The following is a 14,506-nucleotide window of genomic DNA, read 5'->3' as shown; positions in this document are numbered from 1 at the left end:
AACAAAACCGCAGTTTATAAAAACTGCGGTTTTCATTTGTCTCGGCGCTCACCTTTTGATATCTTTGCAGCCTTGAAAATAAGTATTAAACTCTAATAAAGAAAGGACTGAACCGTGGCAAAGGATAATGATGTAGTATTGACTCCGATGATGAAACAATATTTCGATCTGAAGGCTAAACACCCTGACGCAATCATGCTGTTCCGGTGTGGAGACTTTTACGAAACTTATTCGGAGGATGCCGTTGCCGCAGCAGAAATACTGGGTATTACGCTCACCAAACGTGCGAACGGACAGGCTAAGACGGTAGAAATGGCTGGATTTCCTCACCATGCCCTGGATACTTATCTGCCTAAACTGATCCGTGCCGGACGACGCGTAGCCATCTGTGACCAGCTGGAAGACCCGAAGACAACCAAGAAACTGGTGAAGCGGGGTATCACGGAACTGGTAACTCCCGGTGTTGCAATCAATGACAATGTCTTGTCGTATAAAGAAAATAACTTCCTGGCAGCTGTTCACTTCGGGAAGACAGCCTGTGGTGTGGCTTTCCTCGACATATCCACCGGCGAATTCATGACAGCAGAAGGTCCTTTTGACTACATCGACAAACTGCTCAACAATTTCGGTCCGAAAGAAGTCCTGTTCGAACGGGGCAAGCGAGGCATGTTCGAAGGCAACTTCGGAAGCAAGTTCTTTACCTTTGAACTGGACGACTGGATCTTTACGGAAACTTCCGCCCGCGAAAAGCTGTTGAAGCACTTCGAAACGAAGAATCTGAAGGGATTCGGTGTGGAACATCTGAAGAATGGTATCATTGCCTCGGGAGCAATCCTGCAATATCTGGATATGACTCAGCATTACCAGATCGGTCATATCACTTCACTTTCCAGAATCGAAGAAGACCGTTACGTGCGACTGGATAAATTCACCGTAAGAAGCCTGGAGCTGACCGGAAGCATGAACGAAGGAGGTACCAGCCTGCTGGATGTCATCGACCATACCATCAGTCCCATGGGAGCACGACTGCTGAAACGCTGGATCGTATTCCCGCTGAAAGATGTGAAGCCCATCAATGAGCGGCTGGACGTGGTGGAATATTTCTTCCGGGAACCGGATTTCAAGGATTTTATTGAAGAGAAGCTTCATCTGATCGGCGACCTGGAACGTATTGTTTCCAAAGCGGCAGTAGGACGAATCTCTCCACGCGAAGTCGTACAGCTGAAAGTTGCCCTTCAGGCTATCGAACCGATCAAGAATGCCTGCCAGAATGCTGAAAACGAAAGCTTGCGAAGAATCGGAGAACAACTGAACCTCTGTGTATCCATCCGTGACAAGATAGCCCGTGAGATAAAGAATGATCCTCCCCTGCTGGTCAATAAAGGAGGAGTCATTGCGGACGGAGTCAACGAAGAACTTGACGAATTGAGACGAATTGCCTATTCGGGTAAAGATTATCTGCTGCAAATTCAGCAGCGCGAAATTGAACAGACTGGTATTCCCAGCCTGAAAATTGCATATAATAATGTATTCGGCTATTACATTGAAGTCCGCAATACGCATAAAGACAAGGTTCCGGCTGAATGGATACGCAAGCAGACTCTGGTGAATGCAGAACGCTATATCACTCAGGAGCTGAAAGAATATGAAGAAAAGATCCTCGGAGCAGAAGACAAAATTCTGATTCTGGAAACACGGCTTTATAACGAACTGGTCATGGCACTGTCCGAATTTATTCCGGCGATCCAGATCAATGCTACCCAGATTGCCCGGCTGGACTGCCTTTTGTCGTTTGCCAGTGTAGCCAAAGCCAACCGGTATATCCGTCCGGTCGTGGCCGACGATGATGTACTGGATATCCGTCAGGGACGGCATCCGGTCATTGAAAAGCAGCTCCCTCTGGGCGAAAAGTACATTGCCAACGATGTATATCTGGACACAGAAGAACAGCAGATTATCATCATTACCGGACCGAACATGGCCGGTAAGTCTGCCTTGCTGCGACAAACTGCCCTGATTACCCTCATGGCACAGATCGGATGTTTCGTTCCGGCTGAAAGCGCACATATCGGACTGGTAGACAAAATCTTTACGCGTGTGGGAGCAAGTGACAACATTTCCGTCGGAGAATCTACTTTCATGGTGGAAATGAACGAGGCGGCAGACATTCTGAATAATCTTTCTCCCCGCAGCCTGGTCTTGTTTGATGAATTGGGAAGAGGTACTTCTACCTACGACGGTATCTCCATTGCATGGGCCATCGTAGAGCATATTCACGAACACAAGCGTGCCCGGGCAAGAACGCTTTTTGCTACCCACTATCATGAACTGAACGACATGGAGGCGCAGTTCAAACGCATCAAGAACTACAATGTAACGGTGAAGGAAGTAGACAATAAAGTGATTTTCCTCCGCAAACTGGAGCGTGGAGGAAGCGAACATTCCTTCGGTATTCACGTAGCCAAAATGGCGGGAATGCCGAAAACAATCGTCAAACGGGCCGATGAAATCCTGCATCAGCTGGAAGCAGAAAACCGTCAGGAAGGTATTTCTGCACAAAATATCCACACGAAAAGCAAATCGAATGCAACAGCCCAGCAGGATGGTGTGCAGCTCAGCTTCTTCCAGCTGGACGATCCGGTGCTTTGTCAGATACGTGATGAAATACTGAATCTGGATGTCAATAACCTGACTCCTATTGAAGCTTTAAACAAATTGAACGATATCAAGAAAATCGTCAGAGGAAGATAAACTGACGGTTGGTCACAAAGCCGGCAAAAGAAATACAATATTCGAACTGAGCCGGCTTTCTTTTTTAATCTTTCAGGTTGCTCCGTTTTTACGCTGTCCTGCCCCATGACTTGCTCTGAAAAGATATTGAGTTTAAATTATTGAACTTGTGCGGTGCGTACAAAACTTGAACCTAAATAATCGTAAAATATCATTCTAATTCCCAGCTTCGCCCGTAGCTTAATTTTTTCTATTTTGGATTAAATACAATGGCATAGACCTCTCTTGTAGATGTGTCGCAGTTTCCCTGTATTATTTTCCATTCTCACTTCATTCCCGATGCTGTCGCTTGCCAATAATATGGCATCACCAATTCCGCTTTGATAGACGGTAGCTCCCTGATATTTTTCATCCTTACATCCTGCGGATAAAAGGGCTGCCAGAAATGTTATGAAAAACATTGTTCCTCATACTGCTGATATGATTATTCTATCCTGAACTCTGCCGACATATACCATTCTTTCCTGCTGCCGTCAAAACCTATTCTCTTATAGATCTTGTACGTGCCGGGCTTGTTGTCGTTTACAAGGTTGTACATCCAAGCCTTGAAATCGTAGTTACGCCCTTTTTCTACGCCGATGCCCAAACTATTAAAAACGGTTGATGTGTTCAGCGCTATCCATTCGTCTCCTTTCTTTCGGGCAATTCCATAGTCAACGCCGAAGAACAAAGTCCTGCTGTTATTATTGGATATTATTACTGTAATTTCTTTCGTACCTACAGGATAAACAGTCTTTTCTGTTTTCATGCTGATGCCCATAGTGTCCGATGTCGTGGTGAAAGGGAGTGGCTGGGGCGGCTCTATCTTCCCGAAATCAAGTGCGGAGTAGTTCAGTATTTTTCTTCTGAACATTTCCTGATACGGCATGGCGTTGTTTATCAGACCAACTTCTATCGTGTCACCGTCGTAACGCTGACATGCAGTTGAAAAGTTTTCATGTATAGTGTCTGCCTTAGGATATTTCCTGATGATATCGACTAAAATATCCATTAACTTTCTTACACCCTTGTTATCCACCATTTCAAATTCCGCAAATGCTACTTCCGTATCATTGTTGAACGACTTGTATATGCGGTATTTCCCCGGGCGATTTGGCGTAATGTCGGTATAGATATGTATAGTTTGCATTCTGTTGCTTTGGTACGAAGAGATTATCCAGAGCATATCCTCCCGAATCGGATTGACAGGCAGCGATTCCCATGACTTGTTTTTTTCGTTATAATAGGCTATACTGTACTCATCCCCACAGGTGTATTCCTTGCTGGATTTATTAGTTACAAAGATGGTTATTTCATTTGTCGGGAGTGGATAGTAGTCGTATTCCGCATGTATACTCAAAAGGGCTGGGCTGATTTCCTTACCTGTTGGAATTTTATTGCAGTAAGGCACGATGACTGGTATAAAAACTTCCCCAGTGTCCTGCCTGACGATAGTGGACTTGACGGTGTCTGCTACCGTTTCTTTTTGTAAAGTAGCAGTATTCTATTGTAGCGCGGCAGCATTTACAGGATAAATCTCTTTTTTTCTTTTTCCTCCATGACATCCGGTCAATATTATCATGAGGACTATAAGTAATAAAGTTATTGTTTTCATCGTATTCTTAAATTCTTATCCATAAAGATAAGAAAAACAGACGATAAGAGCAAGAATTGGGCTTATATTTCATCCCAAAAGAAACGAAAACTCTTCGAAAGGAATTACAGATACTTACAAACAAGGTATGAAAAAGGGTGTAAATCTCGTAATAACTTGATTTACACCCTTTATTGCGGTGCGTACGGGACTCGAACCCGTGACCCCATGCGTGACAGGCATGTATTCTAACCAACTGAACTAACGCACCATTAAGTTTTTGTTTTGTTGCTTTCTCTCTCGATTGCGATTGCAAAGATACGACTATTTTTCAAATCCGCAAACATTCTGCGAACTTTTTTCATTCTTTTTTCGCAATTATTTTTCACCAGAAAGCTAAATACCTTATTATCAATAATAAAAAAGTACGGATAAAATCTCTCAAAATTGAGATTATTCTTATCCGTACTTGCAGAAACACCAAATATGACTTATTTACCCAATACTACTGTTTGATACGCTGATAACCATAAACAGCCAAACTACCCAATTCTTCCTCAATACGAAGAAGCTGGTTATATTTTGCCATACGGTCGGAACGGCTCAAAGAACCAGTCTTGATCTGTCCGCTGTTGGTAGCCACGGCAATATCAGCTATCGTTGCATCTTCCGTTTCTCCTGAACGGTGTGAAGTCACTGTGGTATAACCGTGCCGATGGGCCATTTCAATGGCGTCTAACGTTTCGCTCAGCGAACCAATCTGGTTGACCTTGATCAGAATCGAGTTGGCACATCCCTGCTCAATGCCTTTAGCCAGGAATTCCACATTGGTAACAAACAAATCATCACCAACAAGCTGACAGCGGGAACCGATACGGTCTGTCAGTTTTTTCCAGCCTGCCCAGTCGTTTTCACTCATACCGTCTTCTATGGAATCAATCGGATATTTGCTGATCAATTCTTCCAGATAAGCAACCTGTTCATCAGATGTCCGCTTTTTCCCGTGTTCTCCTTCAAAAATTGTGTAATCGTACACTCCTTCTTTATAAAATTCAGAAGAGGCACAGTCCATACCGATCATCACATCTTTTCCAGGTTCATATCCTGCCAGCTTAATTGCAGCCAAAATAGATTCCAGAGCATCTTCAGTACCATTCAAAGCAGGAGCAAAGCCTCCTTCATCACCGACAGCAGTGCTTAGTCCGCGGTCATGCAACACTTTCTTCAAGGCATGGAACACTTCAGCCCCCATACGCAAACCTTCCCGGAAAGAAGGTGCTCCTACCGGACGAATCATAAATTCCTGAAAAGCAACAGGTGCATCACTGTGTGAACCTCCATTAATAATGTTCATCATCGGAACCGGCATGACAAAGGTATTTACCCCTCCGATATAACGATACAAAGGAATATTCAAATAATTGGCTGCTGCCTTAGCTACAGCTAACGAAACTCCCAGAATGGCATTGGCTCCCAAATTGGATTTGGTCTTTGTTCCATCCAGTTCCAGCATCTTATGATCAATGGCGCGTTGTTCTAAAACTGACCATCCCTGAAGTGCCGGTGCAATCACTTTATTCACATTGTCTACCGCTTTCAAGACTCCTTTACCACCATAACGTTTTGAGTCCTGATCGCGCAATTCCAATGCTTCATGCTCTCCGGTTGAAGCTCCGGAAGGTACCGAAGCTCTTCCTATAATTCCAGACTCCAGTCTGACTTCAACCTCTACGGTAGGATTACCTCGCGAATCGAGTATTTCACGACCTATAATAGCTTTAATCTTCATATTAATATCTGTTTATAAAGTTACTTCTTATTTCTGTTACAAAGATGACAAGTTCTGATAAACAGCACAATACCTTAATTTAGGTATTTTTCCACACCTGTTGAAAAAGTAATGCGGAGATCCTTCCGACATATAGAATGTCTTTCTGGATTCTCCGCCACTACATTTCCCTAAAAGGGATATTGAGATTGATTAGTAGTTGTTTTTCTTCACTTCAAAATAAGCCTGAGGATGCAGACATGCCGGGCAGATTTCAGGAGCTTCTGTACCTACATATAAGTAACCACAGTTACGGCATTGCCATACAGTTTCTGTATCTTTCTTGAATACTTTACCTTCTTCTACATTCTTAGCCAAAGCCAGGTATCTTTCTTCATGTCCTTTTTCAGCAACTGCAATTTCACGATACATCTTTGCAATAGCCGGGAATCCTTCTTCTTCAGCAATATCAGCAAATTTAGGATAATCGAGTGACCATTCTTCATTCTCTCCGGCAGCAGCAGCTTTCAGATTTTCAAGAGTCGTACCGATTACGCCGGCAGGGTAGCTTGCTGTAATTTCAACCATTCCGCCTTCCAGCCATTTAAACATACGCTTTGCATGTTCCTTTTCCTGGTCTGCAGTTTCAGTGAAAATAGCTGAAATCTGTTCAAAACCTTCTTTCTTGGCAGCACTTGCGAAATAAGTATAACGCATTCTTGCCTGTGATTCACCTGCAAATGAAATTGCCAAATTCTTCTCTGTTCTTGTACCTTTAATACTCTTTTCCATAATCGTTAGTTATTATTCGTTGAATCTTTATATTTTCATTAATCACATTGCAAAGGTAATAATTTTATTCAAAATTGTAATCATTACAACTTTTATTTATAATCTATTAAGAAATTCAATCTCTTACTATGAATATTAACCTTAATAATATAGTTTATGTTCGCATTATTATATACTTTTGCATTTATTTTTATAAACTATAACATTTTAGGCAAATGAAAGCTTTTGAATTTGAACCCAAATTATTCACAACCCTAAAAAATTATACCCGCGAAAACTTTATGACGGACCTGATGGCGGGTATTATTGTAGGTATTGTAGCACTTCCTCTAGCCATTGCCTTTGGTATTGCGTCTGGAGTTACTCCTGAAAAAGGTATCATCACAGCTATCGTAGCTGGTTTTATAATTTCCTTTTTAGGAGGAAGCAAAGTACAGATCGGAGGACCGACCGGCGCCTTTATTGTTATCATTTATGGTATCATTCAGGAGTATGGTATCGAAGGACTGATGGTTGCTACCATGATGGCAGGTATTATACTCGTACTGTTAGGTATTTTTAAACTGGGAACAATTATTAAGTTTATCCCCTATCCTATCATTATCGGATTCACCAGCGGTATCGCCGTTACAATCTTTACAACTCAGATTGCTGATATATTCGGATTAAATTTTAACGGAGAAAAAGTACCCGGAGATTTTATTGGTAAATGGATCCTTTACTTCCATCATTTCGATACTGTTAACTGGTGGAATGTTGTTGTCAGTGTTGCCAGTATCTTCATCATCGCTATTACTCCTAAATTCTCAAAAAAAATTCCCGGATCGTTAGTAGCCATCGTTCTGGTAACTGTTGCAGTCTATTTGATGAAAATGTATGGAGGAATCCAATGCATTGATACCATTGGAGACCGTTTCAGTATCAAAGCCCAGTTACCGGAAGCAGCCGTACCTTCACTGGACTGGGAAGCCATAAAAAATCTTTTCCCGGTAGCTATTACGATTGCTGTATTGGGAGCAATCGAGTCATTACTTTCAGCAGCCGTCGCTGACGGTGTTATCGGTGACCGTCATGATTCAAATACAGAATTGATAGCCCAGGGTATCGCCAACTTTGTATCACCGATATTTGGAGGTATTCCGGCTACCGGAGCTATTGCCCGTACAATGACGAATATCAATAATGGAGGTAAATCTCCTGTTGCAGGTATTGTACATGCTGTTGTCCTGCTGCTTATCTTATTATTTCTGATGCCACTGGCGCAATACATCCCGATGGCATGTCTGGCTGGTGTTCTGGTTATTGTTTCCTACAACATGAGCGGATGGAGAGTATTTAAAGGTTTGCTGAAAAATCCGAAATCAGATGTTACCGTATTGCTCATTACTTTCTTCCTGACCGTTATCTTTGATCTGACAGTAGCAATCGAAGTTGGATTGGTTATTGCTTGTGTATTATTTATGAAACGAGTCATGGAAACAACTCAGATTTCTGTTATCACCGATGAAATTGACCCGAATAAGGAATCAGACTTAGAAGTACACGAAGAGCATCTGATCGTTCCTGAAGGCGTAGAAGTATATGAAATCAACGGTCCTTATTTCTTTGGTATAGCTACCAAATTTGAAGAAATTATGGCTCGCTTAGGCGATCGTCCTAAAATCCGTATTATCCGTATGCGTAAAGTTCCCTTCATTGATTCAACCGGCATTCATAACCTGACAACCCTTTGTAAAATGTCACAGAAAGAAAATATTCACATCATTCTGTCTGGTGTCAATGATCAGGTACATGCCGTACTGGAAAAATCCGGATTCTATGAATTATTAGGTAAAGAAAATATCTGCAGCAATATCAATGAAGCACTGGAAGTGGCTGCAAAAGAAGTAAAAGAACTCTAATCAAAATCCTTTCTTTATAATAATAACATGTGCAGATGAAAGATTCACCATCTGTACATGTTATTTTTTTATATCTTATTCCATCAATAGGAGGCACTAGCCTGAATTCCGGCTTGCCTGATTAAATTCACAATACGATCCAACTCTTCGTGAGTGGCTTTTCTCAAAGAGAGATCCGGGGTTTCTCTGTCAATCGTATAAATCATCACTTGCTTAGGAGTTATTTGTTTCACCACTTCCAACCAAGGCAATACATACTGATCGGAAGTATTATCTACATCCACGCCTTCGTCTGTTGTCCCTTTCATAAACATGGTCTGGATAATCAGATTTCCCTTAAAGTCTTTCATCCTTTCAATTAACCGGTTTAAATCATAATGTCCGGTTGGACGATCTACTCTATGAATGTAATCCAAATCTACCGTATCAAGTTTCAGAATGTTATTATCTATTTTATTAAGCGCATCAAACACTTCTTTTTTATGAATAAAAGTAGAATTGCTCAAAACACTGACTTTGGCAGCAGGAAAATATTGATTACGCAAAGCCAAAGTATCTTCTATAATTCCTGCAAACTCAGGATGAGCAGTAGGTTCTCCATTACCTGCAAAAGTAAGAACATCAGGTGCAGGTCCATTAATCTGCATATCTTTCAGACGATTTTCCAATGTTTCCCTTACTTCTTCACGTGTAGGTAATTTCTGATGAGGACGATGATCTTTGTTATATCCACATTCACAATAAATACAATCAAAAGTACAAAACTTACCATCAGCCGGAAGCAAATTAATTCCCAACGAAACTCCCAGACGCCGGCTATGAATTGGTCCGAATACCGGAGAAGGATAAATCACTGTTGACATAAATACGTTCTTTTTGATTAATCAACACAAAAATACGAATAATTTATGGATTCACCATTTGACACGTACCTGAAACTGAAGATCAGCCTTATTACTGCCCATAATCTCTTCTGTGCCTGAACTGATACGATTTCTGTCCATGTAATGTGTCCATCCCCATTTGGCCTGTATCGTTAACCAACGATGATAAGTATATTTTAAATTAACAGCCAGCCGTGTTCCTTTTCCATAAAAAGAGAACATAGAAAAAGCATACAAGACACTCGGTTCATAAAAATAAACCCTGGAATCATAATTATCTGTATAAAACCAGGCCGCTGCAAGAGATGCCTGAATGGGAAAAGCCGGTAATTCTCCCTTTAAAGTTTCTCTAACCAACACCCCCTGCCCCATCCGTTGTTTCCAAAAACCTGCACGGATATATTCAACAGTTGTTTTCAACAATGTATTCTCAATAGGAACATAAGAAAGTTGATAATGTAATCGCTGTCGAATATAAGGCAATACATATTTTTGTTCATTAGAAGAAGTATAATTCTTTGCATAATGTTTATAGCTATACTTTACTAACATAGACAGTGAATTATTATGTGAATAACCTAATTGACAAACCCCCTCTACTCCTGTAGTCCGACGACGATCTACCTGATATCTTTTCCAGGGAAAATAAAAGAAATCACCATAACATAAAATCTTTAAAGGGCTGAACAAACTGCTTTCCAGGCCAATATAAATACCTGCTTCATTTTGCAGACGAGAATTCTCACTAAAAGAGCTTGCATATAAACTTTGATAACGCTTATCATAATACCTGTTGATAAAAGTAAAAGTAGTATTAACATCTGGTGAATAAGTCAACATATTCAAGGTAGATACTGCTCCTTGTTTATCAATAGCTGTTTCTCCTGAAAAGATAAACCGCTTCATATATACTTTATAATGTACTCCAGCATTATAAAAGTTTTTTCCTCGAGGATAATAACGATTATAATCTCGATAATCCGGATTCAACATCTTGTTAAAATGATTATAAACAGCAGTTAATCCATATTCGACATACTTCCCGTTATAACTTAAATTACACCCTATCAAATGATTATTAAAACTATTCTTCTTTTCCAGATCTTTAGTTAACCGATGATATCCATCCGTTTTCAACGATTTTATAAACTGATCTTCTACATTACCATCCATTTCTCGAAAAGAATAACAGGCAGATAAATCCCATCGTTTTCCCAAAGTATAAGTAGCTCCTACTCCTTGTAGATAAGATCCTTCGTCTACAGAGGTATGTTTGATAAAACCTTTACCTTTTCTGTTCATACTTGAAAGAGTCATTGATTTTCCCATGCTGAATCCCATATTCATAACTAAACCGTATCCAAAGCTTGCCCGATAATGTCCTAAAGCCAGTGTCTTCAAGCGCCCCAGATTTTGAAGAAAAAGATATCCAGTATAACTGTCATATCCTTTCCGATTATATTTAGTAAAAAAAGGTTCTCCTGCATCTTTTTCAGCTGTCAATCCGGCAAACACCTGATTACGGTATTGGAAACGGTAACGAAGATTATGATATAAAGCATTACCTTGATATTTTTTATTAGGCTTTTCTTTTAAAATCTCTGGAGAATATTCTGCATATCCAGCTTTTACATTTAATGGAATATCTAACCGAGTTATTAACTCCTGTTTATTATATTTCAACATATGGTTAATAGAGAACTTATCTTTCTTATTATCAGCAGGTCCAATATAAATAAAGTCTTTCAAAAAATGTCGTGTCTGCCAATCCATCCCCTCAATTCCTAACAATTCGTTTTTACTTACCATCGGACCATATTTATATAAATAATAAAGAATATTCTCTATTAATTTATCAGAGAGAAATGGAAGCTGCTCTAATTGTTCTTTCGTTATTGTATTAATATTAAAAGGATGTTCAGCCAATTCGCTCAATTCTTCATATTTCTCTTGCCAATAAGTGAGGTCTTCAACTTCCAATGTATTTTCCTCCCATTCCACCCAGTCCGACTGTGCCGATATATTAACAATACAACAAGCTAATAAACAGGCTAAAACATACTTCTTTAACATCATATACCAACCTTTATTCACAACTTATATACGTTAATTTTCACTTTAGAAGAATACTGGATTCATTATTATTTCTATTTTTGTAAACATGAAGAAAAATGAATTCATACTTCTGATATTACTATGCTGTTTTTGTATCCGTCCAGTATACTCACAGCACCAACAACAGCCTGGTCAAAAAGGCTATATGGTACCAGTTTGTGTATATGAAGGAGATACTATACCCTCAATAACGTTAAGAACAGTATATGTATACCCTAAAATAAAATTTAAAAACAAAAAGCAGGAAAGATATTATTGGAAGATTGTTCGTGATGTGAAAAAAACTCTTCCCATTGCCAAAGAGGTTAAAAGAGCAGTTATAGAAACATATGAATATCTGGAAACACTTCCCGACAAAAAATCTCGAGAAAAACATATTAAGCTGGTTGAGAAGGGATTAAAGGAACAATATACTCCCAGAATGAAGAAATTGACATTTTCACAGGGAAAACTGTTGATAAAGTTAATAAATCGCGAATGCAACCAATCTTCCTACCAGTTGGTCAAAGCTTTTATGGGGCCATTTAAAGCTGGTTTTTACCAAACATTTGCAGCTTTATTTGGAGCTAGCTTAAAAAAAGAATATCACCCAGAAGACGAAGATAAACTGGTAGAAAGGGTTATTATTTTAGTAGAAAACGGACAATTATAACGAAAGATATCTTATTAATCTTCGAGCACATTCCCACAAAACAATTCCTGCAGTAACAGAAACATTCAGAGAATGTTTAGTACCATATTGAGGTATCTCAATGCAACCATCACATGAGTTAACGACTTCTTGCTGGACTCCTTTTACTTCATTACCAAAAACAATAGCATATTTTTTATCTTTCTCCAGTATCAAATCATCAAGCATTGTACTTCCCTCACATTGCTCTATGGCTAAAACAACATATCCGTCTTTATGAAGATCATTTACAGCATCTTGAGTATTCTTAAAATATTTCCAGTCAACTGTAAATTCAGCACCTAAAGCTGTTTTGTGTAATTCCGGATGAGGAGGAGTCGCTGTAATACCACATAAATAGATCTTATCAACCAAAAAAGCATCAGCCGTACGAAATACAGCCCCTATATTATGCAAACTGCGTACTTGATCGAGTACTACTACCAAAGGAATCTTTCTAGCTTCTTTGAATTCCTCCACCGTCTTGCGGTTCATTTCTGTAATCTTTAATTTTCTCAACTCCGTCATAATTTCTAGCTTTATTTGACAACAAAGATAAAAACTATCTTCATAACCCTGTTGAAAACGGTGGAAAAGCTGTAAAAAAAGAAAGAAAAGAAAATGAAAACTATTGCTTGCATTATTCAAAGAAAGCTTTAATAATCCCTCTCAGCAAACAATCCAAAAAACTTAGCATAAAAATTTCATCTGATCTTTAAACATATTTTTAGTAGAAAAGAGCAGGTTTATAAATGGAAAGTTTTTAACTTTGCTTATTATCAACAAAGTGTTAATAGAAGAGATAAAGAAGGAATTATCAATATGTAAGCTTGTTGATGTATTACTAATATCCTATTCTCTCTATTTAATAACGAAACGAACAAAGGAAACGGTCTTATTTTTACTAACACTATTAACGAACTATTATAAGTATCATAGATTTCCTTTTAAAAAGAAGAAAAACTATAATTTTAATAAGTGATGAAAGAAGAATGGTTGAAAAAGGGCTATGTGTCAGAGCCTGTAGACAAGATGCTGGATTTAAAAGCTGAAATCCGTAATTTATGCAAGGAAAAGAAAGCTGTTATCTTGGGACATTTTTACCAAGCTGATGAGATTCAGGAAATAGCGGATTTTATAGGAGATAGTTTGGCCTTGGCTCAATGGGCTGCTAAAACGGATGCGGAAATTATAGTAATGTGCGGAGTACACTTTATGGGAGAAACAGCAAAGATACTTTGTCCGGATAAAAAAGTATTGATACCTGATTTGAATGCTGGTTGTTCACTCGCTGATAGTTGCCCTGCTGATAGTTTTGCTCAGTTTGTGAAAGAACATCCTGGTTATAAGGTTATTTCATATGTTAATACCAGTGCAGCTGTAAAAGCTGTGACTGATGTTGTCGTAACTTCCACTAATGCACGTCAGATTGTGGATAGTTTTCCTAAAGATCAGCAATTGATTTTTGGTCCGGATAAGAATTTAGGTAATTACATAAATTCTGTAACAGGAAGAAATATGTTGTTATGGAATGGTGCTTGTCATGTGCATGAAAAATTTTCTGTAGAAAAGATCATAGAACTGAAACAACGATACCCTGATGCTGAAATTTTAGTTCATCCTGAATGTAAAGGAGCGGTTGCTAAATTAGCTGATAAGATTGGATCTACAGCTGGTTTGTTGAATTATGCAATAAACAGTACCAGTAAAAACTTTATTGTAGCGACAGAAAGTGGAATTCTTTATGAAATGCGTCGCAAATGTCCGGATAAGAATTTTATTCCTGCTCCTCCTGAAGATAGTACTTGTGCTTGTAATGAGTGTAATTTTATGCGTTTAAATACACTTGAAAAGTTATATAACACTTTAAAATATGAATGGCCAGAGGTTCAAGTTGATGCTGAAATTGCCCGTCAGGCTATCAAACCTATTCGAAGAATGTTAGAGCTTAGTAAATAATAATGTGTTTATATCATTGTTTTTGGTTACTTTGAGGATAAGATTTGAGTATTA

At 39.1% G+C, this 14,506-nt stretch carries 11 protein-coding genes and 1 tRNA gene; 4 read left to right on the top strand and 8 right to left on the bottom strand.

What is annotated here, in order from left to right; all coding sequences use genetic code 11:
- Nucleotides 1-147 precede the first annotated feature (147 nt).
- Complete coding sequence (gene mutS / locus BACCOPRO_RS00550) at nucleotides 148-2,751, top strand: DNA mismatch repair protein MutS (RefSeq protein WP_040311034.1); 2,604 nt, start codon at nucleotides 148-150, stop codon at nucleotides 2,749-2,751.
- 239 nt (nucleotides 2,752-2,990) lie between these two features.
- On the opposite strand, the gene BACCOPRO_RS17740 is transcribed toward mutS, so the two are convergent.
- The 5 genes from BACCOPRO_RS17740 to rbr form a co-directional block, all read right to left on the bottom strand.
- Nucleotides 2,991-3,191: a hypothetical protein gene (locus BACCOPRO_RS17740; RefSeq protein ID WP_008139901.1), complete on the bottom strand. Its 201-nt coding sequence runs from the start codon at nucleotides 3,189-3,191 to the stop codon at nucleotides 2,991-2,993.
- 23 nt (nucleotides 3,192-3,214) lie between these two features.
- Nucleotides 3,215-4,180, bottom strand: a complete 966-nt coding sequence (locus BACCOPRO_RS18405; RefSeq protein WP_008139899.1) for an immunoglobulin-like domain-containing protein — start codon at nucleotides 4,178-4,180, stop codon at nucleotides 3,215-3,217.
- 380 nt (nucleotides 4,181-4,560) lie between these two features.
- Nucleotides 4,561-4,634, bottom strand: a tRNA-Asp gene (locus tag BACCOPRO_RS00540).
- Between the two features lie 234 nt (nucleotides 4,635-4,868).
- Nucleotides 4,869-6,152 (bottom strand): phosphopyruvate hydratase, encoded by a 1,284-nt coding sequence (gene eno / locus BACCOPRO_RS00535; protein WP_008139897.1) that lies wholly within the window; start codon nucleotides 6,150-6,152, stop codon nucleotides 4,869-4,871.
- A gap of 192 nt (nucleotides 6,153-6,344) precedes the next feature.
- Nucleotides 6,345-6,923 carry a rubrerythrin gene (rbr, locus tag BACCOPRO_RS00530; RefSeq protein WP_008139895.1) on the bottom strand — a complete coding sequence of 193 codons (579 nt, stop codon included), beginning with the start codon at nucleotides 6,921-6,923 and terminating at the stop codon, nucleotides 6,345-6,347.
- Between the two features lie 215 nt (nucleotides 6,924-7,138).
- Between rbr and BACCOPRO_RS00525 the strand changes: the two genes are divergently transcribed.
- Nucleotides 7,139-8,824: a SulP family inorganic anion transporter gene (locus BACCOPRO_RS00525; protein ID WP_008139893.1), complete on the top strand. Its 1,686-nt coding sequence runs from the start codon at nucleotides 7,139-7,141 to the stop codon at nucleotides 8,822-8,824.
- A gap of 83 nt (nucleotides 8,825-8,907) precedes the next feature.
- On the opposite strand, the gene BACCOPRO_RS00520 is transcribed toward BACCOPRO_RS00525, so the two are convergent.
- Both BACCOPRO_RS00520 and BACCOPRO_RS00515 read right to left on the bottom strand, forming a co-directional pair.
- A complete protein-coding gene (locus tag BACCOPRO_RS00520) occupies nucleotides 8,908-9,687 on the bottom strand; it encodes a radical SAM protein (RefSeq protein WP_040311014.1) in 780 nt (259 codons plus the stop codon).
- Between the two features lie 51 nt (nucleotides 9,688-9,738).
- Nucleotides 9,739-11,784, bottom strand: coding sequence for a helix-hairpin-helix domain-containing protein (locus tag BACCOPRO_RS00515; RefSeq protein ID WP_008139889.1), 2,046 nt, complete (start codon nucleotides 11,782-11,784; stop codon nucleotides 9,739-9,741).
- Nucleotides 11,785-11,869: 85 nt separating this feature from the next.
- On the opposite strand from BACCOPRO_RS00515, the gene BACCOPRO_RS00510 reads away from it, so the two are divergent.
- On the top strand, nucleotides 11,870-12,475 hold the full coding sequence (locus tag BACCOPRO_RS00510; RefSeq protein WP_008139887.1) for a DUF4294 domain-containing protein: 606 nt from the start codon (nucleotides 11,870-11,872) through the stop codon (nucleotides 12,473-12,475).
- Here the strand turns inward: BACCOPRO_RS00510 and BACCOPRO_RS00505 are convergent.
- Entirely contained in the window at nucleotides 12,470-13,012 is a 543-nt protein-coding gene (locus BACCOPRO_RS00505; RefSeq protein ID WP_040311033.1) for an RNA methyltransferase, read from the bottom strand. The two genes, BACCOPRO_RS00510 and BACCOPRO_RS00505, sit on opposite strands and share 6 nt — an antisense overlap.
- Nucleotides 13,013-13,471: 459 nt before the next feature.
- On the opposite strand from BACCOPRO_RS00505, the gene nadA reads away from it, so the two are divergent.
- A complete protein-coding gene (gene nadA / locus BACCOPRO_RS00495; protein WP_040311013.1) occupies nucleotides 13,472-14,452 on the top strand; it encodes a quinolinate synthase NadA in 981 nt (326 codons plus the stop codon).
- Nucleotides 14,453-14,506: the final 54 nt, after the last annotated feature.

Source organism: Phocaeicola coprophilus DSM 18228 = JCM 13818, assembly GCF_000157915.1.
Taxonomy (GTDB): domain Bacteria; phylum Bacteroidota; class Bacteroidia; order Bacteroidales; family Bacteroidaceae; genus Phocaeicola; species Phocaeicola coprophilus.
This window is presented reverse-complemented; position numbering and strand designations above follow the sequence as displayed.

Excerpts from the sequence above, each read along its gene's own strand:
- mutS (WP_040311034.1), top strand. The coding sequence starts at position 148 with ATGATGAAACAATATTTCGATCTGAAGGCTAAACACCCTGACGCAATC.
- BACCOPRO_RS17740 (WP_008139901.1), bottom strand. The coding sequence starts at position 3,191 with ATGTTTTTCATAACATTTCTGGCAGCCCTTTTATCCGCAGGATGTAAG.
- eno (WP_008139897.1), bottom strand. The coding sequence starts at position 6,152 with ATGAAGATTAAAGCTATTATAGGTCGTGAAATACTCGATTCGCGAGGT.
- rbr (WP_008139895.1), bottom strand. The coding sequence starts at position 6,923 with ATGGAAAAGAGTATTAAAGGTACAAGAACAGAGAAGAATTTGGCAATT.
- BACCOPRO_RS00525 (WP_008139893.1), top strand. The coding sequence starts at position 7,139 with ATGAAAGCTTTTGAATTTGAACCCAAATTATTCACAACCCTAAAAAAT.
- BACCOPRO_RS00520 (WP_040311014.1), bottom strand. The coding sequence starts at position 9,687 with ATGTCAACAGTGATTTATCCTTCTCCGGTATTCGGACCAATTCATAGC.
- BACCOPRO_RS00515 (WP_008139889.1), bottom strand. The coding sequence starts at position 11,784 with ATGATGTTAAAGAAGTATGTTTTAGCCTGTTTATTAGCTTGTTGTATT.
- BACCOPRO_RS00510 (WP_008139887.1), top strand. The coding sequence starts at position 11,870 with ATGAAGAAAAATGAATTCATACTTCTGATATTACTATGCTGTTTTTGT.